This window comes from Kumtagia sp. (assembly GCF_059502445.1).
The window spans coordinates 1-25,340 of the sequence record NZ_JCACER010000047.1 but is presented as its reverse complement, the minus strand read 5'-3'; the positions used below and the strand labels follow the sequence as shown (position 1 = coordinate 25,340).

Below are 25,340 nucleotides of genomic sequence, written 5' to 3'. Positions count from 1 at the left end.
GAGACGGCGCAAGGCGGGGGACAGTTTCCTTTTTCGGCTCGCGTGACTTCTGGACTCCTGCGGCCTTTCCGCAAAACCGTCCCCTGCCGCGCCGCGCAGCCCGCTCAAAACCGCGTAACCACCCCGATGCCGGTGCCCTCGAAGCGATCCATCGCCATCAGCGCCGCCGGCGCCTCGTCGAGCGACAGCGTGCGGCCGACCAGCTTCTGCGGCTTCAGCCTGCCGGCGGCAATCATGTCCATCATCGCGGCATAGCGGAACGCCTGCATGCCGTGGCTGCCGTAGATCTCCAGTTCGTGGGCGATGATGCGCGCCATCGGCACCTTGGCCTCGCTGTGCTCGCCCAGCATCAGCCCGACCTGCACATGGCGGCCGCGCCGGCGCAGGTTGGAGATCGAGTTGAAGCAGGTGACGGGATGGCCGAGCGCGTCGATCGACACATGCGCGCCGCCTTTGGTGATCTGTTTCACGGCGCGCGGGACGTTTTCCACCTCGGAGGCATTGACGGTCGCCGCCGCGCCCATCTCGCGGGCGAAATCGAGCTTTTCCTTGGTGAGATCGACGGCGACGACATTGGCGCCCATGGCTGTGGCGATCATGATGGCGGAAAGGCCGACGCCGCCGCAGCCGTGCACGGCCAGCCATTCGCCGGGCCTGACCCGTCCCTGGTCGACAATGGCGCGGAAGGAGGTGACGAAACGGCAGCCGAGGCTGGCCGCGGTGGCGAAGTCGAGTTCGTCAGGGAGCCGCACCAGATTGGTGTCGGCGAAGTCGAGCGCCACATATTCGGCGAAGGAGCCCCAGGCGGTGAAACCCGGCTGCGACTGCTTCTCACAGACCTGATGATTGCCGGAATGGCATTCGAAGCAGCGGCCGCAGCCGCAGACGAAGGGCGCCGTGACGCGATCGCCGACGCGCCAGCCGGTGACCCGGCTGCCCACTGCCGCGATGGTGCCGGCGAGCTCGTGGCCCGGCACATGCGGCAGCACGATGTCGGGATCGTGTCCCATCCAGCCGTGCCAGTCACTGCGGCAGAGCCCCGTCGCCTCGACCTTGACGACCACGCCGTCGGGCGTCGGCTCGGGATCGGGAACGGTCTTCACCGCCGGCGGCGCGCCAAACTGCTCGTAGACGACGGCTCTCATGGCATTTCCCATTCCCTTTCGGAGTTTTCGACCATACCGCTCCCGGTTCGCGGCGCAAAGCCAATGCGCACCGCCTCGACGCGGCCATTGCGTTCGTGACCGCCCGCCATCTAATAGGCAAGTCGCGTATGAGGATGTTCGATGGCCCTCCGGGTCCTGCGCCTGCGAAAATTCTGGATCGCGCTGGCACTCACCGCAGCGGCCGTGGCGATCGCCGTGCTCGGCCACCGGATCGCCACCCGCGCCGCCTTCGACGAGGCGGCATCGCGCGGGCAGACGACGCTGCGGCTCGCGGTGGCGGCACTGCGCGGCCACATCAGCCGCTTCGAGCCGCTGCCGGCGCTCATCGCCGACCACGACGACATCAAGGATCTCGTCAGCCATCCGGACGACCCGGTCCGGCGCGCTCAGGCCAATGAATACCTCAAGGAAATCAATACGCTGCTCCAATCGTCCGACATCTATGTGATGATCCCGAACGGCGACACCATCGCGGCCAGCAATTACGACCTGCCGCTGACCTTTGTCGGCGAGAACTTCATCTACCGTCCCTATTTCCAGGAGGCGGCAGCCGGGAGGCGCGGCCGGTTCTTCGCCATCGGCACGACGTCGCTCCGGCGCGGCTACTTCTTCTCGTCGCCGGTCCTGGTTGATGACGAAATTCGCGGCGTCGTCGTGTTCAAGGTGGAGATCGATGCGGTCGAGGCGTCCTGGCGGGGCGGCGAAAACGAGATCATCGTCGCCGACCCGGAAGGTATCATCTTCATGGCCGGCCGCGAGCAATGGCTCTATGCCGGCCTGCTGCCGCTGACGCCGGAGCGCGTCGCCCGCACGAGACAGTCGCGCCGCTACGCCGACGCCGTGCTGCGCGAGCTGCCGATCACGCGCGGCGCCCCCGAAGACGGCCACGAGTTCGTAACCATCAGGGACGGCGGCGCCACGCGCGAGTTCCTGCAGGTCTCCGAGAACATGGCGGATGCCGGCTGGACGGTGAGCGTGCTGATGGACACTGCGTCGGCACGCGCCCAGGCGCTGACCAGCGCGACGGCGGCGGTGCTGCTGTTCGGCCTGGCGACGCTGATCGGCGCCATCATCCTGCAGCGACGGGCTCGCCAGGCCGAGCGCATGCTCATGCAGAAGCAGGCGCGCGAGGAGCTGGAGCGCCGGGTCGAGGAGCGCACCGCCGACCTCGCCACCGTCAACGCCCAGCTGGAGCTGGAAGTGGCGGAACGCCGGACGACCGAGCAGCGGCTGCGGCAGACCCAATCGGACCTGGTGCAGGCCGGCAAGCTGGCGGCGCTCGGCCAGATGTCAGCGGCGCTTAGCCACGAATTCAACCAACCGTTGGCTGCGGTGAAAGCCTATGCCGACAACGCGGCCGTGCTGATCGACCGCGCGCGCGTGCCTGAAGCCCGCGACAACGTCTCGCGCATATCCAGCCTCGCCGACCGCATGGCGACGATCAGCCGCCATCTGCGCAACTTCGCGCGCAAGCCCAACCAGAGGCTCGGGCCCGTCCCGCTCGCCGAGGTGGTCGACGATACGTTGGAGATCATCGGGCGGCGGCTGGAGAGCGCCGGCGCCACGCTCGAGGTTGATCTGGACGCGGTGCCGCCGGTGGTGATCGCCGGCACCGTGCGCCTGCAGCAGGTGCTGGTGAACATCGTCTCCAATGCCGCCGACGCCGTGCAGGGATTGGACGACCGGACGATAACGCTGACCGCGCGGCAGCAGGGCGGCAAGGTGACGATCGCCATCCGCGACCGCGGGCCTGGGATAGCCCCGCAAATCACCGAGCGCATCTTCGATCCCTTCTTCAGCACCAAGGGCGTTGGCAAGGGGCTCGGGCTCGGCCTCTCCATCTCCTACAACATCGTCAAGGATTTCGGCGGCAGCTTGTCGGCCGAAAACCATCCCGAGGGCGGCGCGGTGTTCACGATCGAACTCGACGCGGCCGGGTCGGCCGCAGCGGTAGCCGCCGAATGAAGGCCGCGACCGTCCTGCTCGTCGACGACGAGGACGAACTCAGGCGTTCGGCCGCGCAGTCGCTCGACCTTTCCGGCCTCGCCGTGCGCGACTTCCCGTCAGCCGAGCGCGTCCTCGACTTCGTCAGCCAGGGATTCAACGGTGTCGTCATCACCGACATCCGCATGCCCGGCATGGACGGCATGACGCTGATGGGGCGCATCCGCGACATCGATCCCGAGATACCGGTGATCCTGACCACCGGCCATGGCGACGTGCAGCTCGCGGTGCGCGCCATGCGCGAGGGCGCCTACGACTTCATCGAAAAACCGTTCACGCCGCAGCATCTGGCGGATATGGCCGGCCGTGCCATGGACCGACGGCGGCTGGTGCTGGAGAACCGCGAGTTGCGCGCCGTCGCCGGCAAACGCGACGACGTCGAGGCGCGGCTGCCCGGCCGCACCGCCGCCATGGTCGACCTGCGCTACCGCATCCGTGCCGTGGGAGCGACGGACGCCGACGTGCTGATCATCGGCGACACCGGCGCCGGCAAGGAGGTCGCGGCGCGCCTGCTGCACGACATCAGCCAGCGGGCGACGAAGCCATTCCTGATCATCAACTGCGCCGCCCTGCCCGGCGCCCTCATCGAAAGCGAATTGTTCGGCCACGAGGCCGGTGCTTTCCCCGGCGCGCTGCGCGCCCGCTACGGGAAGTTCGAGCATGCGCGCGGCGGCACCGTGCTGCTCGACGAGATCGGCTCGATGCCACTCGAACTGCAAGCGCGGCTGCTGCGCGTCATCCAGGATCGTGCCATCACCCGGCTAGGCTCTAACGAGCAGGTGCCGCTCGACATCCGCTTCATCGCCACCAGCAAGGCCGACCTTGAGGTCGAGGTGGCGGCGGGCCGCTTCCGCGCCGACCTGTTCTACCGGCTGAACGTCGTCACACTGCGGGTACCGTCGCTGACGCAGCGGCGCGAGGACGTGCCGCTGCTGTTCCTGCATCTGGTCAACGAGGCGGCGGCGCGCTATCGGCGCGAACCGGTCGACGCCCCGCCCGCGGTGATCGCGGAAGTGGCGCGCCGCGACTGGCCGGGCAATGTGCGCGAGCTGCGCAACGCAGCCGACCGCTTCGTGCTCGGCCTCGGCCTTCAGCCGCAGGGTGAGCCGGACAACGAAGGCGGAGGAACGCTGGCCGAGCGCGTTTCCGCCTATGAGCGCAAGCTGATCGAGAGTGCGCTTGCCGCTCATGGCGGCAGCCTGAAGCCCGTCTATGAGAGCCTCGGAATCGGCCGAAAGACGCTCTACGAAAAGATGCAGAAATACGGTCTCGACCGTCGCGACCACGCCGCCGAGGAAAGGCCGGCCTAGGTACAGCCCGAGCAATGGGTGGAATTCCACCCATTTTTGGGCCCGATGTTCCGGTTTCCACCCGCCACTTCGGCCTGTGTCGCGGCAAGCCGGCAAAAATTCGCCAGCGTGATTGCATTCCTGTAGGCTCGGCGCATTGCAATGGCTCATCCGCCGCCGGCCGCAGGGAGGTTTTTTGCTGGCCGATCCGGCGTGTGTTCCGAAAGTCCAGGGAGGATGCCCGATGAAGAAGCTGCTCGCGAGCCTTGCCGTGGCCGCGTCGTTTGCGATGGCGACCAATGCCGCCGTCGCCCAGACCTATCCCGACCGCACTATCACCGTCGTGGTGCCGTTCGCGGCCGGCGGTCCGACCGATACCGTGACCCGCCTGGTGGCGGAGGCCATGTCGAAGGACCTCGGGCAGCAGATCGTGGTCGAGAATGTCGGCGGGGCCGGCGGCACGCTCGGCGCCGGACGGGTGGCGAGCGCCGATCCCGACGGATACACGCTGCTGCTCCACCACATCGGCATGGCGACATCGGCCACGCTCTACCGCAAGCTCGCCTACGACACGCTGGGCGCTTTCGAGTATGTGGGCCTCGTCACCGAGGTGCCGATGACCATCGTGGCGCGCAAGGACCTGGAGCCGACGGATCTCAAGGGCCTGGTCGAATACGCCAAGGCCAACAAGGACACCGTCACCGTTGCCAATGCGGGCATCGGCGCGGCCTCGCATCTGTGCGGCATGCTCTTCATGAGCGCCATCCAGACGCCCTTGGTGACGGTTCCCTACAAGGGCACCGGGCCGGCCATGACCGACCTGCTCGGCGGCCAGGTCGACATCATGTGCGACCAGACCACCAACACCGCCAAGCAGATCACCGGCGGAACCATCAAGGCCTATGCGGTGACCACCCCCAAGCGGCTGGAGGCGCTGCCCGACCTGCCCACCACCGACGAAGCCGGCCTGCCCGGCATGCAGGTCGGCATCTGGCACGGCATCTACGCGCCGAAGGGCACGCCGGCGGAGGTCACCGAGCGCCTGTCGAAGTCGCTGCAGGTGGCGCTGAAGGATTCCAACGTGGTCGCCCGCTTCGCCGAACTCGGCACCGCGCCCTCATCGGAGGCCGACGCCACACCGGCCGCGCTGAAGGCCAAGCTGGAGAGCGAGATCGCCCGCTGGAAGCCGATCATCGAGGCTGCCGGCCAGTACGCTGACTGACGCAACGCCGGAACCACCTGGCGGACGCCTTCCGCCGGGCGGTTTCGCGCTGGACGGCCATTGCAGGCCGACACGACGCGGGAGACTGTCTGGCTCAGGGACAGGCTGCAAGGCGCGTCGCCCGGATCGATATCGACCCAAGGAGGAAAAACCATGGAAATCACCAGAAGAACCGCGCTCGGCCTTGCGCTGGGCGCCGGCCTGGCCTGGGCAGGCCCGGCTTCGGCGCAAGGCTTTCCGGACCGGCCGGTCACATTGGTCGTGCCCTTCGCGGCCGGCGGCTCGACCGACCTGGTGGCGCGCCTGATTGCGGCGAGCATGTCCAAGGACCTCGGCCAGCAGGTGATCGTGGAGAACGTGGCGGGCGCCGGCGGCAACCTCGGTGCCGACCGGGTGGCGCGGGCCGAGGCGGACGGCTACACCATCCTGATGGGCACCGTCGCCACCCATGCGCTCAACCCGCTGATGCTGAAGACCAAGCCCTACGATCCGGAGAAGGATTTTTCGCCGATCTCGCTGCTGGTCGTGGTGCCGAACGTGCTGGTGGTCAACCCGCAGCTTCCGGTCAACACGGTGCAGGAACTGATCGACCTGCTGAAAGCCAATCCGGACCAGTATGCCTATGCCTCGTCCGGCAACGGCACGCCGCTGCACCTGTCGGGCGAACTGTTCAAGAGCATGGCCGGGGTCGAGATGCAGCACGTGCCCTACAAGGGCGCAGGGCCGGCGCTGAACGACGTGATTGCCAACCAGGTGCCGATCATGTTCGACAACCTTCCGTCGTCGTCCGGACACATCAAGTCCGGCACGCTGAAAGGGCTGGGGGTGACCACGGCCAAGCGCGCCGCCTCCTTCCCTGACATGCCGACGGTGGCCGAGACGGTGCCGGGCTACGAGACCTATACGTGGAACGCCCTGTTCGCCCCGGCGGCGACGCCGCCGGACGTGGTGGCGCGGCTCAACAAGGCGGCGCTGGCGGCGCTCGCCGATCCGACCGTCGTGCAGCGCATGGGCGATTTCAGCGCGGAGATCGTCGGGTCGAGCCCCGAAAAGCTCGCCGAGCACGTCAAGGCCGAGACCGCCAAGTGGGCGCCGATCGTCAAGGAGGCGGGCGTCTCGCTGGACTGAGCCCTTTCGGCTTGCGCAACGGCCGCGGCCGCGGGATCTTTTCCGCACCCGCGGCCGAAGGAAAGGCAGAGGGCGGCCACGAACGCGCCGCGCGCATCCACCGGGGCGGACGGACGGTCCAAGACGCTCTTCGGCGGCAATGCCGGAAATGTCCTGCCGGAAGGCAACCGGGAACCACGCCTCGAACACGAGGGGGAGGCCATGAACTCGCTCAAGATTGATCCCACCAACGGCGCCTGCGGAGCGATCTTCATCGCCTTCGGCGCGTTCTTCGCCATCCAGTCGTTCGGCCTCGACATCGGCACGACCTTCCGCATGGGGCCGGGATATTTCCCGCTGGTGCTGGCCGGTATCCTGATCGTGCTCGGCGTCGTCATCGTCATCCAGGCGACACGCGTCGCCGGCGAGCCGATCGGCGCCATCGCCTGGCGTGGCGCGCTGTTCATCCTGCCGGCGCCGATCTTCTTCGGGCTCACCGTGCGCGGCCTGGGTTTCGTCCCCGCCCTGTTCCTCACCTGCCTGATCGCCGCCTTCGCCAGCCACCGCATGAAGCCCGCCGCGGCCCTCATCCTGGCTGCCGCGGTGACCATCTTCTCGGTCGCCGTGTTCAGCTACGCGCTCGGCCTGCCCTTCCGCCGCTTCGGCCCCTGGATCGGTTTCTGAGGCTCGCCATGGATCTGCTCGACAATCTCGCGCTCGGCTTCTCGACCGCCTCGACCATCTGGAACCTCGGCTTCTGCCTGATCGGGGTGCTGCTCGGCACCCTCATCGGCGTGCTGCCGGGCATCGGCGCCACCGCGACCATCGCCATGCTGCTGCCGCTCACCTTCCAGATCGGCGACCCGGTATCCTCGCTGATCATGCTCGCCGGCATCTATTACGGCGCGCAGTATGGCGGTTCGACCACGGCGATCCTCATCAACATGCCGGGCGAATCCTCATCCGCCGTCACGGCGATCGACGGCTACCAGATGGCTCGCAAGGGCCGCGCCGGCGCGGCCCTCGCCATCGCGGCCATAGGCTCCTTCTTCGCCGGCACGGTCTCGACCTTCCTGGTCGCCATCTTCGCGCCGCCGCTGACGGCGATCGCGCTGGAATTCGGCGCGGCCGAATATTTCTCGCTGATGATCGTCGGCCTCGTCTCTGCCATCGCGCTCGCGCATGGCTCGGTCGTCAAGGCGCTGGCCATGGTCGTGCTCGGGCTGCTGCTCGGCCTCGTCGGCACCGACGTGATTTCCGGCTCGCCGCGCTTCACGCTGGGCATCCGCGAATATGCCGACGGGCTCAACTTCGTCGCAGTCGCCGTCGGGGTCTTCGGCGTCGCCGAGATCCTCCGCAACCTGGAGAACGAACGCACGCGCGAGGTGCTGATGGCGAAAGTCTCCGGCTTGCTTCCCACCCGCGAGGATTTTCGCGCCATGGCCGCGCCGATCGTGCGCGGAACGGCGATCGGATCGATCCTCGGCATCCTGCCGGGTGGCGGCGCCATCCTGGCCGCCTTCGCTTCCTACACTGTGGAGAAGCGTGTCTCGAAAAACCCCGAGGAGTTCGGCAAGGGCGCCGTCGCCGGCGTCGCCGGTCCGGAATCGGCCAACAATGCCGGGGCGCAGACCTCCTTCATCCCGATGCTGACGCTGGGCATCCCGGCGAATCCGGTGATGGCGCTGATGATCGGCGCCATGATCATCCAGGGCATCGTGCCCGGTCCCAACGTGGCGAGCGAGCAGCCGGCGCTGTTCTGGGGCATCATCGCCTCGATGTGGATCGGCAATCTTATGCTGATCGTGCTCAACCTGCCGCTGATCGGCCTGTGGGTGAAGCTGCTGACGGTGCCCTACTACGTGCTGTTCCCGATCATCATGGCGTTCTGCTCGATCGGCGTCTATTCGGTGAACTCCAACGTCTTCGACCTCTATGCCGTGGCCCTGTTCGGCCTGCTCGGCTACATCCTGACAAAACTGCGCTGCGAGCCGGCGCCGCTGCTGCTCGGCTTCGTGCTGGGGCCGCTGCTGGAGGAAAACCTGCGCCGCGCCATGATCCTGTCGCGCGGCGACCCGACGACCTTCATCACGCGGCCGCTGAGCGCCGCGCTGCTCGCCATCGCCGTCGCCGTGCTGGTGGTCGTGCTGCTTCCGTCGGTGCGCAAGAAGCGCGACGAAGTGTTCGTCGAGGAGGAGGCGTGATCCTGGTGCGGGCGGCGGGGATCGAACCCGCACGGGCAAGCCCGAGGGATTTTAAGTCCCTTGCGTCTACCGGTTCCGCCACGCCCGCTTGCGCGCCAGTGGTATAGCACCGGCCGGCAAACGCAACCCTGTCCGGACCGTCGAGCTTTCCAAGGGCGCTCCTCCTATCGGGCGAAAGCCCGTTCGGCGATGCGGCGGATGAAGGCCTCGACGCGGTCGGGCGCCACGAACTGCGGCATGTGGCCTATGCCGTCGAGCAACTCCAGCTCGAAGTCCTTGATCCGGCCGGCGAGCGGCAGCGCGTGCTCTTCGTGGCGGATGACCTTGTCGGCCGTGCCGAACAGCACGCCGACCGGCTGCCCGATCTCGCCGAGCCGCGCCTCGTAGCGGCCGAGTTCGCGCTCCAGCGCGACGAAATCGGCCACCGTCGCCTCGAAATGCGCCGGCCGCAGCCCGAGAAGCCCGCCGCCGGCGACGATGTAGTCCTTCGGCGTCGCCTGCGGCCCGAACACGAAGGCGAGCGTCTGCGGCGCGCGCTTCAGCGCCATCGGAATCGCGACTGTGTGGGCGAGCAGCCTGCGTCGCAGCGGCGAACGGATCGAAAGCGCCGCGAATTCGGCCGGCACGCTGTCGGCCTGATGGGTGAGCGGCGACAGCAGCGCCAGCCCGCCGACCTTTTCGGGATGGTCGAGGGCGAGCGCCAGCGCGACCGCGCCGCCGAGCGAATGGCCGACGACCAGCGGCTGATCGAGCTCCAGAGCATCGATGAAGCCGGCCACCGCTTCAGCCTGCTGGCTGAGCCGGCCGTCGGCGCCGGACGCGCGCACGGAATAGCCAGAGCCCGGACGGTCCAGCGCCACGACGCGGAAGTCGCCGGACAGCCGGTCGAACAGCGTGTGGCGAAAATGGTGGAGCTGGCCGCCGAGCCCGTGCAAGAACAGGATCGGCCACCCCTGCCCCGCCTCGACATAGTGGATGCGATTGTGGCCGGCCTGGACGAAGCCGCCGCTCGGCGGAATGCGGCGCTCGGCCTCCGCAGCCAGCCGGCGCGTCGCCAGCACAAAATAGCCGACGGCCAGGAATGCCGTCAGGAACAAGGCACCGGCAAGCCAGCCCAGGAGGTCGGTCATCGTGTCGCCTCGCGCGCATGCACCGAGGCGACACTATTGCGGATTTGCGCTCGGCAAAGCCCCTCTCCTGCGATTTCCAGCACTTAACCGCGCTTTTCTCCTCGCCTCGCGGGATCGGCGCTCGGTCAGGATGTCGAAAATCGCTGTCTCCCCCGCAACGAGGGGGACGAAGGCGGCGCCCGGCCTCGCCGCCAGCCCCGGCGCCGAAGATTGGTTTTGGCAAACGAGCAAGCCGCCGGCGACGACGCTCACCTGTGCAGCCTGGCCGCGATTTCGGCGACGCGCTTGCCTTGGAATTTCGCGCCTTCCAGCTCCTGTGCGGAAGGCTGGCGCGAACCATCGGTGTCGGAGGTGGTGGTCATGCCGTAGGGCGCGCCGCCGCGCACCACGTCGTTGCCCGACTGACCCTGATAGGCATAGGACAGCGGCACGATGATCATGCCCTGGTGCTGCATGAAAACCTGGGCATTGATCAGCGCAAGCTCGGCGCCGCCGTGCTGCGTCGCGGTCGAGACCATCACCGAGCCGACCTTGTTGATCAGCGCACCCTTCGCCCATAGCGGACCGGTCTGGTCGAGGAAATTCTTGAGCTGCGCGGCCATCGAGCCGTAGCGCGTCGATGCGCCGAGAATGATGGCGTCGTAGTCCGCGAGTTCCAGCGGATCGGCGATCGGCGCGTCCTGATCGAGCTTGTAGTAGGCGGCCTTGGCGACCTCGTCCGGGACCAACTCGGGAACCCGCTTGATCGTCACGGCGGCACCGGCCTCGCGCGCGCCCTCGGCGGCGGATTTCGCCATCTGCTCCATGTGACCCCAGCTCGAATAATAAAGCACCAGCACCTTGGCCATGATCTTCTCCTTCAACGCGTTCGGTTTCGACTGCGACGTTGCACCGTGGCAAAGATGGAGCCATCCGGCGTTCATTGAAAGCACCCCATCCGCCGACGGACCGTTCACCGATCGCGAACCATTGCCGCCGCGCCCTCCCCGCTGTATTTCCGGGTGCCAAACCCACGGGGCGCCCATGACCGACACCGTCAGCGCAGCGATGCTCGTCATCGGCGACGAGATTCTTTCCGGCCGCACCAAGGACCGCAACATCGGCCATCTCGCCGACATCATGACGGCGATCGGCATCGATCTTAAGGAAGTGCGCATCGTCGCCGACGACGAGGACGACATCGCCGACGCGGTGAATGCGCTGCGCGGGCGCTATACCTACCTGTTCACTACCGGCGGCATCGGGCCGACGCATGACGATATCACGGCGGATTCGGTGGCGAAGGCGTTCGGCGTGCCCTGCGAACACGACGCAGGGGCGCTGGCGCTGCTCGGGGCGCACTATGCGACGCGCGACATGGAGTTCACCGAGGCGCGCAGGCGCATGGCGCGCATGCCGCGCGGCGCCGTCCATATCGATAATCCGATCTCTGTCGCACCGGGCTTTCGCATCGGCAACGTACATGTGATGGCAGGCGTGCCTGCGATCTTCCAGGCCATGCTCGACAACGTGCTGCCGACGCTGAAGACCGGTCAGAAGCTTCTGTCGGCCACCGTCCACTGCCCATTCGGCGAGGGCGTCATCGGCGGCCCGCTCGGCGAGATCCAGAAGGCGCATCCGGACACGATCATCGGCTCCTATCCGAAATATCGCGACGGTTCCTTCTGGACCGAACTCGTTGTACGCTCCCGTTCGGCGGAGGCGCTGGAGGCTGCCCGCGCCGCGGTGGAGGCGATGGTGAAGAGCCTGACGCCCGCCGCGTGACGCGGAGACCGCCGGAACCAGGCGCGGCCGCAACGTGTTTCTTGGTAAAGGACGCAGGGAGCGCGCCATGATCTACAAGACCATCGCCGTCATCCTCCAGGGCAAGGAGGACGCCCAGCGCGTGCTCGATTGCGCCGTCCCGCTCGCGCAAGCATGGGGCGCGCATATCGTCGGCATCCACGCGGAACCCATTCCGGTCGCCTACAGCGCGGCGGTCGGCTTTCCCGACGTCGCCGTGATCGAGACCGCCACGCAGGCCGCGGAAGAGCGGACCAGGCAGGTGGAAGGCCTGTTCACCAGCCGCATGAAGGCCGACGGCCAGAGCCACGACTGGCACGGCGCGCGCAGCTTCTCCGGCGACAGCGGCTATGCCTGCGCGGCGATCGCGCGGGCGGCCGACCTGGTGATCGCAGCCCAGCACAATCCGGACTGGGCTTCCGACGACACGACCGGAATCGAGAGCGTGCTCTACGAGGCCGGTCGGCCGGTGCTCATCGTGCCGCATTCCGGGGCGTTGACCACGAGCTTCTCGCGCGTGCTGATCGCCTGGAACGGCAGCCGCGAGGCGGCGCGCGCCGCCTTCGACGCGCTGCCGCTGATCGAGGAGGCGGAGGCGACCGAGATTTTCGTCGTGGACCCGCCGGCCGAGGGCGACGACCTGGCGGCAAGCGCCTCGGCCCTCGCCGCGGCGCTGTCGCGCCACGGCGCCGAGGTGACTGTGGCGACCGACCAGTCGCGCGGCCGCCACATCGAGGAGGTGATCCGCGACCGCGCCGCCGCGACCGGCGCCGACCTTCTGGTGCTCGGCGCCTACAGCCATTCCTGGCTGCGGCAGCTGCTGTTCGGCGGCATCACCCGCACCGTGCTGCAGTCGATGCCGGTCGCCTGCCTGATGTCGCGGTAGCGCCCAGACATGGCGGCGCTTGCCAAACGGCTGCATTCGCCGCTAATGCAGGCTGCATTCCAATCTTCGACGCGCGCGGCGCGTCCAGCGGAGTGCGCTTGCCATGTCCCTTCCAGAAAAGGCCTTTCCCGTCTCGTGGGATCAGTTCCATCGCGATGCCCGGGCGCTCGCATGGCGGCTGGCGGGCGCCGGCACGCAGTGGCGGGCGATCGTCTGCATCACCCGCGGCGGGCTGGTGCCGGCGGCCATCATCTCGCGCGAACTCGGCATCCGCGTCATAGAGACCGTTTCCGTCGCCTCCTATCACGACTACACCTCGCAAGGTGAACTCGCCGTTCTCAAGGACGTGACGCCTTCCCTGCTCGAGAAGGACGGCGAAGGCGTGCTGATCGTCGACGATCTCACCGATACCGGCAAGACGGCCGGGATCGTGCGCGCAATGATGCCCAAGGCGCATTTCGCCACGGTCTATGCCAAGCCCAAAGGGCGTCCGCTGGTCGACACCTTCGTCACAGAGGTGTCGCAGGACACCTGGATCTACTTTCCCTGGGACATGGGCTTTACCTATCAGAAGCCGATCGCCGACGATCACGTCGGCTGAACCTTGACGCGGAACGAGGCCAATACCACATTTGCGTCATGTCTTTGCGCAATTTTTACTTTTATTACGGATGATTAACTCTACTATTGTTGAGACGGCAAACGATTCCCGGGCAGGCGGCACTCTTGGAGATGTTCATAGGCCATAGCGCGCGAAGCTACTTCGCAGACAGGATACGGCGGCTCCTCGGCGGCGCGCCTTGCCGTGTCCAGGTCGCAGCGCTGCCATGGCGCAAAGGGCCGGACGGCGTCGAGGTCATGCTGATCACCAGCCGCGACACCGGGCGCTGGGTGCTGCCGAAGGGCTGGCCGGAAGGCAACGAGAAGCTCTGGGACGCGGCGGCCCGCGAGGCCGGCGAGGAGGCCGGGATCGAGGGCGCGGTCGCCCCCGCCGAGCTCGGCCGCTACTACTACGCCAAGGCCATGCCCTCCGGACAGGCGAAGCGCTGCGAGGTGCATGTCTTTCCCATGGAGATCGACCGGGTGAAGGACAGCTGGCCCGAGCGCAAGTCGCGACGGCGCCAATGGTTCTCGCCGGACGCAGCCGCCAGCAGCGTGCGCGAGCCCGACCTTGCCGACCTGATCGCCCGCTTCTGCCAAAATCCGCGGAAGTCGGCAGCCTGAAGCTGCCATCGAATCCCGCCGCATCTGCCGGCGCAGGCGCAAGCATTGTCCTGACCGGTCATCCAGCCTAGGTGAAGGTGTTTGCGCCGCCAGTGCGGCGATGGCCGACGGCCGGGAATGAGAGACGATGACGGATAGCCGCGCGGCCGAGCGCAAGACGACGTTGGACAAAGACCTGGCCAGGCTCGGCGAGCTAGGCGAGGCTACAACCTTCGTCTCCAGGCGCCTTGTCGCGCCCGGGCTGGCGCTGCTGTTCATGGCGCTGGCGGCCTTCGCCACGTCACTGATCACCGGCGGCGAGATGCGCACCCTGGTCATCATCGCCGCGGCGACGCTCGCCGCCTACATGGCGCTCAACATCGGCGCCAACGACGTTGCCAACAATGTCGGACCGGCGGTCGGCGCCAAAGTACTCACCATGGGCGGCGCGCTGGCGATCGCCGCCGTCTTCGAGACGGCGGGCGCGCTAATTGCCGGCAGGGAGGTCGTCGACACGATCTCCAGCGGCATCATCCCGCCGGACAGCGTCGATCCGTCGACGCTGGTGCTTCTGATGCTGGCGGCGCTGCTGTCGGCCGCGTCCTGGATCAATCTCGCCACCTGGATCGGCGCGCCCGTCTCGACCACTCATTCGATCGTCGGCGCCGTCGTCGGCGCCGGCTGGGCCGCAGCGGGCCTCGGCTCCGTCAGTTGGCATGCCATGGCGGCAATCACGGCGAGCTGGATAACCTCGCCGATCCTCGGCGGCGTCATCGCCGCTGCGTTCCTCGCCTTCGTCAAGACGGCGGTCATCTACCGAGACGACAAGATCGCCGCGGCGCGGTTCTGGGTGCCGCTGCTGATTGCCGTCATGGCCGGCGCCTTCGCCGTTTATCTGACGCTGATCGGCAATAGCGCCCACGTCTCCGGCCGCACCACGGCGCTGATCGGCCTCGCCGCCTTCATGCTGGCGTGGGCGGCTGCGCATTTCCATGTCCGCCGCCTGTCGGAAGGCATGGAAAACCGCCGGCAGTCGCTCAAGACGCTCTTCACGGTGCCGCTGATCATCTCCGCCGCCCTGCTCTCCTTCGCCCATGGCGCCAACGACGTGGCCAACGCCGTTGGCCCGCTGGCGGCGATCGCCCGGGCAGCGGGTGGCGGCGGCCCGGCCGCGGCGACACCGCTCTGGGTCATGACCATCGGCGCGCTCGGCATTTCGTTCGGCCTGCTGCTGTTCGGGCCGCGTCTGGTGCGAATGGTCGGCCAGGAGATCACAAAACTCAACCCGATGCGCGCCTTCTGCATCGCGCTGTCGGCGGCTCTCACCGTGATCGTCGCCTCCTGGTTCGGGCTGCCGGTCAGTTCGACGCACATTGCCGTCGGCGCCGTGTTCGGCGTCGGCTTCTTCCGCGAATGGTATCTGGCCAATTCGGTGCAGCGGCGCCGCTATCTGCAGCGCCGGGCGGCCGAGCGCGCCGGCGCGTCCGATCAATCCCTCGCTCAGCCGGATGACGCGCCCGGCAAGGCCAAGGCGGGCAAGCGCACGGCGCAGACCGAGATCGCGCGCCGCCGGCTGGTGCGACGCGCGCATGTGCGCACCATCGTCGCCGCCTGGGTGGTCACGGTGCCAATATCGGCGTCGCTCGCGGCGGTGATCTTCGCCTGTCTCAGCGCCCTGGCCTGACGCCGGTCGGCGGCCGGCACCGCGCGACCGGGTTCAGCCCTTCTCAGACCACGAAGAGGTCGGTGTTGGTCAGCGATATACCCACGGTGACGGTGGCGAAGTGGATCGCCACGCCGTCGCCGTCCCCGTCGGCATCGTAGCTCAGCGCGCCGGTGGTCGGATCGTAGAGGACGCGGTGGTCCGCTTCGATCGCCTCGCCGCCGACGTGGAAAGCCGAGGCTTCCAGAACGCCCGCCGACAGCCCCTGGAAGATCGAGCCGGCAAGCTCGATCCTGTCCTCGCCCGGCGTGAAGTCGACGATGGTGTCGATATCGTCCGGGCCGAGCGTCGTCGAGAACACGAATGTGTCGGCGCCGCCCTCGCCGATCAGCGTGTCCGAGCCACCGCCGCCGTCGAGGCGGTTGACGCCGTCATTGCCACGGATCTTCTGTACGAACTCGTTGCCGGTGAGATTGACCGCATAGGTGGCGCGCAACGAGGTGGTGTTGAGCAGTTCGACATGGACGCCCTCGCCGAGCCTGTAGTCGACGCCGGCCGCCACCCGGTCGGTTCCCTGCCCCGCGAGTTCGATGATGACGGTGCTGCTGTTGTAGAGAATATAGGTGTCGTTGCCGTCGCGGCCGATCAGCGTATCGGCGCCGCTCTGCTTGGTGACGGGATCGACCCCACCGTCATGCAGCACGTTCCTGCCATCGTTGCCGATGATGGTCTGGCCGAAGGTATTGCCGGTGAGGTCGATCGGCTTGGTGCCGCTGGCGGCGGTCGTGGTCAGCTTCTCCACCTCGACGCCGGCGGCGAGCCTGTAGCTCACCCCGGCCGCCACCTGGTCGAACCCCCCGCCCGGATTCTCCACGACGACGTCGTTGGCGTTGTAGACGGAGTAGATGTCGTCGCCGGCGCCGCCGATCAGCGTGTCCGGATTGCCGTAACCGCCGCTGTGCAGCCAGTTGTTGCCGGCATTGCCGATGATGGTCTGCGAGAAGTCGTTGCCGGTCAGCCTGATAGGGTCGGTGCCGTTCGCATCGGCGGTCTGCAAAACCTCGACCGACACCCCGGCCGCCAGCTTGTAGTCGACCCAGGCGTCGACGCGGTCGCTGCCCTCGCCGGACGCCTCGATGATGACGTCGCCGGCATGGCGGACGATGTAGAGGTCGTCGCCGAGCCCGCCCTTCATCGTGTCGACGCCGGCGCCGCCGTCGAGCACGTCGTTTCCGCCATTGCCGGTCAACGTGTCGTTGCCGTCGCCCCCGGAGAGACGGTCGGCGTGGTTGCCGCCGTAATAGGTATCGTCGCCGGACGTTCCCGTAGTGACGATCGGCGGAATCTCGGAGATCGGGATGTCGACGGTATTGGAGCCCACCACCGTGCCGACCGGATGCGACGGATCCGCACCCGCAGTGACCCGGCCGCGCAGGTCGGGCAGCTGGAATTGGTTGACGCCGTTGCCGCCATAGGTCGTGCCGAGAACTGAAAAAAGGGTCTGATTTGAGCTGATCGGCAAGATCTGTCCGGTGCAGAGCATCCAGCCCGACGGCACCTGAGTGCCCGCGAACGCCACGATCTCGCCGATGAAGTAGCCGTCCCCCGGTGCATAGCCGCTGCCGTCTCTCGAGGGATAGTAGCCATCGATGCAGATGATGTAGTTGAGCGCGAGCCCCGGTGCCCTGTTGTCGAGCGGCTGGCCGCTGCCGCCCATCTCCACCGGCATGTTTTCGGTCGAAAGCCAATGGTATTCGGAACCGACCCGGCTTCCGGGCGCCAGCGTGTCCGAGGCGCCGACGACGCTGCGGCCGCGCAGGTCCGGCAAGGCGAATGTGGTCAAGCCGTCGCCGCCATAGCGGTTGCCGAGCACCTCGAACAGCGCCTCGTTGCCGGCAATCGACATCACCTGACCTTCAGCCTTCAGATAGCCGCCCGGGACGCGGTCGCCGGCGTAGCGGACCACCTCTCCGAGCAGGTTGTTCGTGTCATCCGTCCGGATAAGATAGGTGACTGCAAGGGATGGCTGGGCGTTGTCGGTCGGCGTGCCCCAGCCGCCGGACGATCCCGGAAGCGTCGACCCTGTCAGCCAAACCTCGTTGGCTCCGTAGATCTCGCCGTTAAAGCGCGGCGTCAGACCAGTTCCCGAACCCGCACCGGTCGCGATGCGCATGCCGAGATCGGGTAGCGAGAACGTGTTGACGCCGTCACCGCCATAGGTGGTTCCGACGACGGCGTGGAGGGCGCTGTATTGGTGTACAGAATAAAGTGAGTAGCCCGACGGTGCCGGCGTCTCATACGGCTGGTAGTTTCCAGCAAAGGAACGGATCATGCCGAGCGTCGACAGGCCGGCGGAGCCGTCATCGGGAAACACTCCGTTGAGACCCATGAGGTTGCGGATGACCAGCGTTTCCTGGATGTTGTCGATCGGCATGCGCTTCTCCGTTATGTGACAGCAGCGTCCGACAGTGGTTCGCGCCCGGTTGGAAGCTCCAATCGGCACCGCAAGTTGATCCAGGTCTCTGGACACTGAAAAGCAAGGGGTTACATCGCGATGATCCGCCCCGAAATACGGCATCTGTCGTATTTCGGATCGTCGGCCTGCGGCAGCCGGTACGCGCCTACCGGGCCTCTAGACCAGTTCCATCCGCATCAGCGGCCGGCCAGCCTTGCGTTCGGCGACGCGGACGAACCCGGCCTTCTCGAACACCCGCGTCGAACCGACGAACAGCCCGACCGAGCGCGAATCGCGGGAATAGTCGATCGGGCAGGCTTCCAGCAGACGCGCGCCGTTCTCCCGCGCGAAACCGATGCCGGCCGCCACCAGCCGGTGCGACAGGCCCCTGCCACGGGCCGAATTGCGGGTGAAGAAGCAGGAGATCGCCCACACGCCGTTGTCGTCGGCGTCTTCCGTCGCCAGCGGCGCCGAGACGCGGCCGGCATTGTTCCACTCCGGCACGTCGGCGCGGGGGCCGATCTGCATCCAGCCGACTGCGGCATCGCCGTCGAAGGCAAGCAGGCCCGGTGGCGGCCCGGCCTCGATGCGGGCGCGGATGTGGTCCTTGTTGCGCTGCCGGTCGTTCTCGCGGCGCACCGCCGGCCGGAGGCGGAAATGCGTGCACCAGCAGCCGTAGCATGCGCCCTGCTTGCCGAAGAGATCCTCAAAGGCCGGCCACAGCTCGGGCGTCAGCGGTTTGATGACTTCGGACACGACTCCTCCTTACCGCGCCTTGCGGGCGCCGTCGCGCTGATCTATCATCCCGCCTGTTCTCTTTATGTTCGCATTGGTGGCGATGCCTGTCAACGACCCGGAGCATGGCTTCTGCCGCGATTGCCTGACGCCCCAGTCCGGGCGAACAATGCGCTGTGCCGGTTGCGGCAGCCCGCGACTCGCCCGCCATGCCGAGCTCTACCGGCTGCCGCTCGCGCATATAGATTGCGACGCCTTCTACGCGGCGGTGGAAAAGCGCGACAGGCCGGAGCTGCGCGACAAGCCGGTGATCATCGGCGGGGGAAAGCGCGGCGTCGTCTCCACCGCCTGCTACATCGCCCGCATCAACGGCGTGCGCTCGGCCATGCCCATGTTCAAGGCACTTGAGGCCTGCCCGCAGGCGTTCGTGATTTCGCCCGACATGGAGAAATATGTACGCGTCGGCCGCGAGGTGCGCGCCATGATGCAGGCGCTGACGCCGCTGGTCGAGCCGCTGTCGATCGACGAGGCGTTCCTCGATCTCGGCGGTACCGAGCGGCTGCACGGCCGGCCGCCGGCGCTGGTGCTCGCCGATTTCTCGCGCCGCGTGGAGAAGGAGATCGGCATCACTGTCTCGGTCGGCCTGTCCTACTGCAAATTCCTGGCCAAGATCGCCTCGGACCTGAGGAAGCCGCGCGGCTTCGCCGTGATCGGCGAAGGGGAGGCAGTGCCCTTCCTGGCTGGCCAGCCGGTGACGCTGATCTGGGGCGTCGGCAAAGCCTTCGCCGCGGCGCTGGAGCGGGACGGCATCCGCATGATCGGCCAGTTGCAGGCGATGGAGCGCGGCGACCTCATGCGCCGCTACGGCGTCATGGGCGACCGGCTCTTTCGCCTGTCGCGCGGCCAGGACGACCGCCGGGTCCACCCCGACGGCGAGGCCAAGAGCGTCTCGGCCGAAACCACTTTCGACGCCGACCTCGCCGCGATGGCCGATCTGGTGCCGGTGCTGCGGGCGCTGTCCGAAAAAGTGTCGGCCCGACTGAAAAAGGCCGACATCGCCGGCCGCACCGTCGTGCTCAAGCTGAAATCGCAGGATTTCAAGATCCGCACGCGCAACCGCCAACTCGCCGACCCGACGCAGCTCGCCGACCGCATCTTCCAGGTCGGCCTGCAGTTGCTGGCCAGGGAAGCCGACGGGACGCGCTACCGCCTGCTCGGCATCGGCGTCAGCGATCTCTCCGACGACGGCCGCGCCGATCCGCCCGATCTGGTCGATGAGCAGGCACGCAAGCGCGCCATGGCGGAGGGCGCCATCGACCGGCTGCGCGACAAGTTCGGCCGCACGGCGGTAGAGACCGGCTACACCTTCGGCAAGGGCCGCAACGCGCACCCGCCGGAGCATCTGGAGGATTGAGCGACAGGGCATGGGCAGGTGCCTCGACGGCTCCGGTCTTGTTGCCGCCCCGAGGCGGCATGGATAGGATCGTCCGACAGCAGCGACAGGAGCGGCAGAGATGGTGACACGCGGCTTCGGAGGACGGCGACCGCCGCGCGAACAGGCGGAGCGCCTGCCGCCCGGGCAATACCTTACCGAGGATTTTCCGGTGCTGTCGGCCGGCCCGACGCCGCAGATGCGCCTCGAAGACTGGAGTTTCACGCTCAAAGTCGGACCGAAGCCGGTGGCCGAATGGGACTGGGAGGCGTTCAATCGCCTGCCGATCAGCCGCATGACCCGCGACATCCATTGCGTCACCGCCTGGTCGAAATTCGACACCAGCTGGGAGGGCGTGCTGGTCGACGACATCCTTGCCGAGGCCGGCATCGAAGCGCCGAAGCCTTATGCGCTGGCGCATTGCTTCGACGGCTACACCACCAATGTGCCGACCGCCGACCTCGTCGGCGGCAAGGCGATGGTGGCGATCCGTTTCGAAGGCGAGTCGATTTCGTCCGACCACGGCGGCCCCGCGCGGCTGCTGGTGCCGCATCTCTACTTCTGGAAGTCGGCGAAGTGGATCGACGGCCTGCAGCTCATAGACCAGGATGCCGCCGGCTTCTGGGAACTGCGCGGTTATCACATCTACGGCGACCCATGGCGCGAACAGCGCTACACCGATGACTGATGGCGTAGCGGGGCCGGGCACGGTCCGCCCGGCGTGCTGGCAGCCCTCCACCATCACGCGGATCGTGCGACAAACACCCCGCGTCACCAGCTTCTTCCTGTTGCCGAGGACGCCTTTTGTCTGGCGGGCCGGGCAGCATGCCGACGTCCGGCTCACCGCCCCGGACGGCTACACCGCGCAGCGCAGCTATTCGATCGCCGGCGCGCCGGAGGCCGGGCCCGAAGTCGAGCTTGCCGTCGAGCGGCTGGAGGACGGCGAGGTCTCCTCGTTCTTTCACGATGTCGCGGCCGTCGGCGACGAGATCGAGATCAAGGGCCCGCTCGGCGGCCATTTCGTGTGGGATGTCGCCGAAAGGGGCCCGCTGCTGCTGATCGGCGGCGGCTCGGGGGTCGTGCCGCTGATGAGCATGCTGCGCCACCGCTCCGCCCAGGCGTCGCATGTGCCGGTTGCCCTGCTCTATTCGGTGCGCGCCTGGGACGAGGTGATCTTTCGCGACGAGCTGCTCGAGCTGGATCGGCGGCAGGACGGGTTGTCGCTCAGCTTCGCGCTGACGCGCGAGCCGGCGCGACGCAGCGAGGATTTTTCGCGCCGCGTCGATCCGCCGATGGTGGCGGCCGTGCTGGCGGCATTGCCGGAGCGCCCGCGGCTCGCCTTTGTCTGCGGCGCCAACCGCTTCGTTGAGGCCGCCGCCGATGCACTCATCGCGGCAGGCATCGAGCCGCAGCGCATCCGGACCGAGCGTTACGGGCAGTAGGCGATCCCTGATCGCGGCAGCTCGGAAAGCTTTCGCTACCCCGCCCTTCCATGGCCGGTCAGAATCCTCAGCACCTGCACGCTTTCCGGCGACTCGATCAGAAACTCCGCGTCGCGCGGCAAGTGATGGATTTTCCTAGGGTTGCCGCCGGTGAAGCGTAAGCGCTGTTCCAGGGGCACCTTTCGCGAGTGGATATGAGGAGCGATGTTCCAGCCTTTGAGGGCTTCGACACATGACGATTGCAGAGCTCACGATGCCGGCGAGACCGTGAGCGCGGTACGCCTTGTCCCGCAGCAGTTGTTCCTTGGCGTCGGGCCGCCCGTCAGCCTTTGGCTGAGGCGCCGGCACCGGAATCGCTATTCGTTCCGGCGGTGGTCGCGGCGCCGATGTCGGAGCCCGACGCAAGGCGGTTGCCGAAGCAGCGGAAACGGAAAGCTGTCCGGGATGCCGGCGATAGCCTTGTGGAGTTCGTTCGGTCGACGTCCTTCATCGGTCGCCCCTTGTCCTGCGGGTTGATGAGGCTACCCTGAGGCAAGCGGAAGGCGGGCCCGGAGCGCGCCCAAACTCAAGTGAAGTTTGTTATCAAGATTGATGAGCTACTAGCCTATTCCAGGTAGTAGAAGTGGACGTAGAGATTGCTTCTGACCTCGCCCCGACATTACGCCGAACATGGGCCTCTATGCGTCGAAACTTGAAAGGTGCCAGGGTGGACAAACTAGAAAGCGTCGAGAAGATGTTTCATACCCTCAAAGCATATGTCGAGGGTAAGTCTATCGCCCTTTTAGGAAGCGCCCCCGGGAGGTTCGAATTCAGGCATAACCATGACCTGATTGCTAGCGTGAATGCCAGCCATGTTGGATTTGGCCTCAAAGAAGTCGATATACTATTCCTAAATAGTTATTCCATGAGACTTGGAGGAAAGAACAAAGAGCTCCGCTTCCTTAAGAAACCAGCCATCGATGCGATATCGTGCGGACTGGCTGTTATCATCGATCCCATCGACATCGGCTCGACGATTCGTCTAAACTGCAAGAGCAGAATTGTAGTCGGTCGGGAAGAGCGAAATCTCTTCCTATCCCTGTGCAGCGGCATTCCCTTTTCGCCTGAGGCATTAGGACGACATGTTCCCTCTACAGGAATTCAGGCGGCTTTGGCATTGCGCGCCGCCAATCCCAAGATGCTGACGTTATATGGTTTTTCCCTGAGTCATGGCCATATTCTTGGCCCGGAATTCCACAATCGCCACATCGAGCTCGATGAAGAGCTACTCAGCGAATTCGACGTCCAAGCGCCAATATGATGCCATCCTGCGTAATCACACCCAAGGTGAGCAGGGCCAACTCCGACATCGCTCACCCGCGCATCCACCGCCATGCTCTCCTCGACGATCCCAAGCTTCTCAGCCGCGCTCCAGCGTCACCGACTGGTGCACCCGTGTCTGAGATAAGGCAGCCCGGCGGGGCTTCAACCGACGTCCACCAGTGCTCCTGACAGATTTGTCGACAGGGTTCCACCGCGCTCATGCTTCACGAGCCGGACGCTCCGATCTCTCGTCGTCCAGCAGCGGCGCTGCAGCCGCCCCGGGAAGATGGCCCAAACAGAATGGGCCGCCGGACTCTCGCCCGGCGGCCCATTCTGTCTTTTCTGCCGATCGCCCTACTGCGCGGCGTCGACCATCTCGGTGAGCATCGGCGTCGCCGTCTCCGCGCCGGTCGCCTTGCGGCGCTCGTCGAGGATGAGTTCGTCGCGCGAGGTGGCGATGCGCCGGATGGCGCTCATCTGGCCCCCGGTGCCGGCCGGGATCAGCCGGCCGACAATGACGTTCTCCTTCAGGCCCTGCAGCGTATCGACCTTGCCGGCAACCGCCGCCTCGGTCAGCACGCGGGTGGTCTCCTGGAAGGAGGCCGCCGAGATGAAGGACGGCGTCTGCAGCGAGGCCTTGGTGATGCCGAGCAGCACCGGCTGGCCTTCCGCAGGCTTCTTGCCTTCCTCGACCAGGCGGTCGTTGACCTCCTCAAGCTCGATCGCGTCGACGTGGTCACCGGGGATGTAGGTCGAATCGCCCTGCACCGTGATCTCGACCTTCTGCAGCATCTGGCGGACGATCACCTCGATGTGCTTGTCGTTGATCGACACGCCCTGCAGACGATAGACCTCCTGGATCTCGTTGACGAGGTAGGAGGCCAGCGCCTCCACGCCCTTGATCGCCAGGATGTCGTGCGGCGCGGGGTTGCCGTCCATCACGTAGTCGCCCTTCTCGATGGCGTCGCCGTCCTGCAGATGGAACGGCTTGCCCTTCGGGATCAGGTACTCGACCGGCTCCAGCGTCGAATCATGCGGCTCGATGATGATCCGGCGCTTGTTCTTGTAGTCGCGTCCGAAGCGGATCGTGCCGTCGATCTCGGCGATGATGGCATGGTCCTTCGGACGACGCGCCTCGAACAATTCTGCCACCCGCGGCAGACCGCCGGTGATGTCCTTGGTCTTGGCCGACTCCATTGGGATACGCGCCAGCACGTCGCCAGGGCGAACCATCGAACCCGGCTCGACCGAGAGGATGGCCTCGACCGAGAGCAGGAAGCGGGCGTCGCCGCCCTTCGACAGCTTGCCGACCTTGCCCTTGGGGTCGAGGATGCTGATCGCCGGCTTCAAATCCGAACCGCGCGGCGTTGAACGCCAGTCGATGACCTCGCGCTTGGTGATGCCGGTCGATTCGTCGGCCGTTTCCTGCACGGAAATGCCGTCGACCAGATCCTCGTACTGCACCCTGCCCTCGATTTCAGTCAGCACAGGCCGGGTGTAGGGATCCCACTCGGCGACGCGCTGGCCGCGCTTCACCTTGTCGCCCTCGTCCACGAACAGACGCGAGCCGTAGGTGATGCGGTGGGTCGCCCGCTCCTTGCCGCCCTCGTCGAGGATCAGCACCGCCATGTTGCGGCCCATCGCCATCAACTGGCCGTCGGAGTTGCGCACCACGTTGCGGTTGCGGACCGTCACCGTGCCCTCGTAGGAGGCCTCGATGAAGGACGAGTCAACCACCTGGGCGGTGCCGCCCATGTGGAAGGTACGCATGGTGAGCTGCGTGCCCGGCTCGCCGATCGACTGCGCCGCGATGACGCCGACGGCCTCGCCCTGGTTGACGGGCGTGCCGCGGGCCAGATCGCGACCGTAGCAGACTGCGCAGACGCCGACCTTGACCTCGCAGGTCAGTGCCGAGCGGATGCGTACCGACTGGATGCCGGCCTTCTCGACCAGCTCGATGTCGCGCTCGTCCATCAGCGTGCCAGCCTTGACGATCAGATCGCCGGAAACCGGATGGTTGATGTCATCGAGCGCGGTGCGGCCGAGGATGCGTTGGCCAAGCGTCGCGACGACCTGGCCGGCATCGACGATCGGCTGCATGGTCAGGCCCTTGTCGGTGCCGCAGTCTATGGCGTTGACGATGCAGTCCTGCGCCACGTCGACCAGGCGGCGGGTGAGATAGCCCGAGTTCGCCGTCTTCAGAGCGGTGTCGGCCAGACCCTTGCGGGCGCCGTGGGTCGAGTTGAAGTACTCGAGCACGGTGAGGCCTTCCTTGAAGTTCGAGATGATCGGCGTCTCGATGATCTCGCCGGACGGCT

Annotated in this window: 22 protein-coding genes and 1 tRNA gene; 15 read left to right on the top strand and 8 right to left on the bottom strand. The window is 66.7% G+C overall.

The features are described 5' to 3' along the window. Positions 1–104: 104 nt before the first annotated feature. Positions 105–1,145 carry a zinc-dependent alcohol dehydrogenase family protein gene (locus AC5JDC_RS15480; protein ID WP_495842445.1) on the bottom strand — a complete coding sequence of 347 codons (1,041 nt, stop codon included), beginning with the start codon at positions 1,143–1,145 and terminating at the stop codon, positions 105–107. Positions 1,146–1,286: 141 nt separating this feature from the next. Between AC5JDC_RS15480 and AC5JDC_RS15475 the strand changes: the two genes are divergently transcribed. The 6 genes from AC5JDC_RS15475 (at position 1,287) to AC5JDC_RS15450 (ending at position 8,992) form a co-directional block, all read left to right on the top strand. Then, positions 1,287–3,131 (top strand): sensor histidine kinase, encoded by a 1,845-nt coding sequence (locus tag AC5JDC_RS15475; RefSeq protein WP_495842443.1) that lies wholly within the window; start codon positions 1,287–1,289, stop codon positions 3,129–3,131. Continuing rightward, positions 3,128–4,480, top strand: a complete 1,353-nt coding sequence (locus AC5JDC_RS15470; RefSeq protein ID WP_495842441.1) for a sigma-54-dependent transcriptional regulator — start codon at positions 3,128–3,130, stop codon at positions 4,478–4,480. The genes AC5JDC_RS15475 and AC5JDC_RS15470 overlap by 4 nt, the downstream gene beginning before the upstream one ends. Before the next feature lie 223 nt (positions 4,481–4,703). Next, the gene (locus AC5JDC_RS15465) at positions 4,704–5,681 is read left to right on the top strand and encodes a tripartite tricarboxylate transporter substrate-binding protein (protein ID WP_495842439.1); all 978 of its coding nucleotides are present in this window, start codon (positions 4,704–4,706) and stop codon (positions 5,679–5,681) included. 153 nt (positions 5,682–5,834) lie between these two features. Next, positions 5,835–6,809, top strand: coding sequence for a Bug family tripartite tricarboxylate transporter substrate binding protein (locus AC5JDC_RS15460; RefSeq protein ID WP_495842437.1), 975 nt, complete (start codon positions 5,835–5,837; stop codon positions 6,807–6,809). Between the two features lie 201 nt (positions 6,810–7,010). Continuing rightward, complete coding sequence (locus AC5JDC_RS15455) at positions 7,011–7,472, top strand: tripartite tricarboxylate transporter TctB family protein (protein ID WP_106771227.1); 462 nt, start codon at positions 7,011–7,013, stop codon at positions 7,470–7,472. An 8-nt stretch (positions 7,473–7,480) separates the two neighbouring features. Further along, positions 7,481–8,992: a tripartite tricarboxylate transporter permease gene (locus AC5JDC_RS15450; protein WP_106771228.1), complete on the top strand. Its 1,512-nt coding sequence runs from the start codon at positions 7,481–7,483 to the stop codon at positions 8,990–8,992. A gap of 3 nt (positions 8,993–8,995) precedes the next feature. Here AC5JDC_RS15450 and AC5JDC_RS15445 read toward each other — a convergent pair. The 3 genes from AC5JDC_RS15445 to wrbA form a co-directional block, all read right to left on the bottom strand. After that, a tRNA-Leu gene (locus tag AC5JDC_RS15445) sits at positions 8,996–9,080 on the bottom strand. 76 nt (positions 9,081–9,156) lie between these two features. Beyond that, the gene (locus AC5JDC_RS15440) at positions 9,157–10,122 is read right to left on the bottom strand and encodes an alpha/beta fold hydrolase (protein ID WP_495842434.1); all 966 of its coding nucleotides are present in this window, start codon (positions 10,120–10,122) and stop codon (positions 9,157–9,159) included. A gap of 248 nt (positions 10,123–10,370) precedes the next feature. Next, the gene (gene wrbA / locus AC5JDC_RS15435) at positions 10,371–10,970 is read right to left on the bottom strand and encodes an NAD(P)H:quinone oxidoreductase type IV (protein ID WP_495842433.1); all 600 of its coding nucleotides are present in this window, start codon (positions 10,968–10,970) and stop codon (positions 10,371–10,373) included. Between the two features lie 175 nt (positions 10,971–11,145). On the opposite strand from wrbA, the gene AC5JDC_RS15430 reads away from it, so the two are divergent. The 5 genes from AC5JDC_RS15430 to AC5JDC_RS15410 all read left to right on the top strand — a co-directional run bounded on the left by AC5JDC_RS15430 (position 11,146) and on the right by AC5JDC_RS15410 (position 15,677). Further along, positions 11,146–11,886 carry a competence/damage-inducible protein A gene (locus AC5JDC_RS15430; RefSeq protein WP_495842431.1) on the top strand — a complete coding sequence of 247 codons (741 nt, stop codon included), beginning with the start codon at positions 11,146–11,148 and terminating at the stop codon, positions 11,884–11,886. Between the two features lie 67 nt (positions 11,887–11,953). Next, positions 11,954–12,790 carry a universal stress protein gene (locus AC5JDC_RS15425; protein WP_106775407.1) on the top strand — a complete coding sequence of 279 codons (837 nt, stop codon included), beginning with the start codon at positions 11,954–11,956 and terminating at the stop codon, positions 12,788–12,790. A 103-nt stretch (positions 12,791–12,893) separates the two neighbouring features. Then, positions 12,894–13,391 carry a xanthine phosphoribosyltransferase gene (gpt, locus tag AC5JDC_RS15420; RefSeq protein WP_106775406.1) on the top strand — a complete coding sequence of 166 codons (498 nt, stop codon included), beginning with the start codon at positions 12,894–12,896 and terminating at the stop codon, positions 13,389–13,391. A gap of 131 nt (positions 13,392–13,522) precedes the next feature. Further along, positions 13,523–14,014 carry an NUDIX hydrolase gene (locus tag AC5JDC_RS15415; protein WP_495842498.1) on the top strand — a complete coding sequence of 164 codons (492 nt, stop codon included), beginning with the start codon at positions 13,523–13,525 and terminating at the stop codon, positions 14,012–14,014. A gap of 127 nt (positions 14,015–14,141) precedes the next feature. Continuing rightward, a complete protein-coding gene (locus tag AC5JDC_RS15410) occupies positions 14,142–15,677 on the top strand; it encodes an inorganic phosphate transporter (RefSeq protein ID WP_495842428.1) in 1,536 nt (511 codons plus the stop codon). A 43-nt stretch (positions 15,678–15,720) separates the two neighbouring features. On the opposite strand, the gene AC5JDC_RS15405 is transcribed toward AC5JDC_RS15410, so the two are convergent. Together AC5JDC_RS15405 and AC5JDC_RS15400 are read right to left on the bottom strand one after the other, a co-directional pair. Beyond that, positions 15,721–18,090 carry a tail fiber protein gene (locus tag AC5JDC_RS15405; protein WP_495842426.1) on the bottom strand — a complete coding sequence of 790 codons (2,370 nt, stop codon included), beginning with the start codon at positions 18,088–18,090 and terminating at the stop codon, positions 15,721–15,723. Positions 18,091–18,288: 198 nt separating this feature from the next. After that, the gene (locus AC5JDC_RS15400) at positions 18,289–18,867 is read right to left on the bottom strand and encodes a GNAT family N-acetyltransferase (protein WP_495842424.1); all 579 of its coding nucleotides are present in this window, start codon (positions 18,865–18,867) and stop codon (positions 18,289–18,291) included. A 64-nt stretch (positions 18,868–18,931) separates the two neighbouring features. Here AC5JDC_RS15400 and AC5JDC_RS15395 point away from each other — a divergent pair, with 64 nt between their 5' ends. The 3 genes from AC5JDC_RS15395 to AC5JDC_RS15385 all read left to right on the top strand — a co-directional run bounded on the left by AC5JDC_RS15395 (position 18,932) and on the right by AC5JDC_RS15385 (position 21,720). Continuing rightward, positions 18,932–20,260: a DNA polymerase IV gene (locus AC5JDC_RS15395; protein WP_495842422.1), complete on the top strand. Its 1,329-nt coding sequence runs from the start codon at positions 18,932–18,934 to the stop codon at positions 20,258–20,260. Positions 20,261–20,360: 100 nt separating this feature from the next. Continuing rightward, a complete protein-coding gene (locus AC5JDC_RS15390; protein WP_495842420.1) occupies positions 20,361–20,966 on the top strand; it encodes a sulfite oxidase-like oxidoreductase in 606 nt (201 codons plus the stop codon). Beyond that, positions 20,959–21,720: a ferredoxin reductase gene (locus tag AC5JDC_RS15385; RefSeq protein ID WP_495842418.1), complete on the top strand. Its 762-nt coding sequence runs from the start codon at positions 20,959–20,961 to the stop codon at positions 21,718–21,720. The genes AC5JDC_RS15390 and AC5JDC_RS15385 overlap by 8 nt, the downstream gene beginning before the upstream one ends. 322 nt (positions 21,721–22,042) lie before the next feature. Here the strand turns inward: AC5JDC_RS15385 and AC5JDC_RS15380 are convergent, their stop codons facing one another. Then, the gene (locus tag AC5JDC_RS15380) at positions 22,043–22,210 is read right to left on the bottom strand and encodes a hypothetical protein (protein ID WP_495842416.1); all 168 of its coding nucleotides are present in this window, start codon (positions 22,208–22,210) and stop codon (positions 22,043–22,045) included. A 216-nt stretch (positions 22,211–22,426) separates the two neighbouring features. Here AC5JDC_RS15380 and AC5JDC_RS15375 point away from each other — a divergent pair, with 216 nt between their 5' ends. Continuing rightward, entirely contained in the window at positions 22,427–23,020 is a 594-nt protein-coding gene (locus AC5JDC_RS15375; RefSeq protein WP_495842414.1) for a hypothetical protein, read from the top strand. A 356-nt stretch (positions 23,021–23,376) separates the two neighbouring features. On the opposite strand, the gene AC5JDC_RS15370 is transcribed toward AC5JDC_RS15375, so the two are convergent. Further along, positions 23,377–25,340, bottom strand: a 1,964-nt coding sequence (locus tag AC5JDC_RS15370) for a DNA-directed RNA polymerase subunit beta' (RefSeq protein WP_495842412.1), incomplete at its 5' end; no start/stop codon positions are given.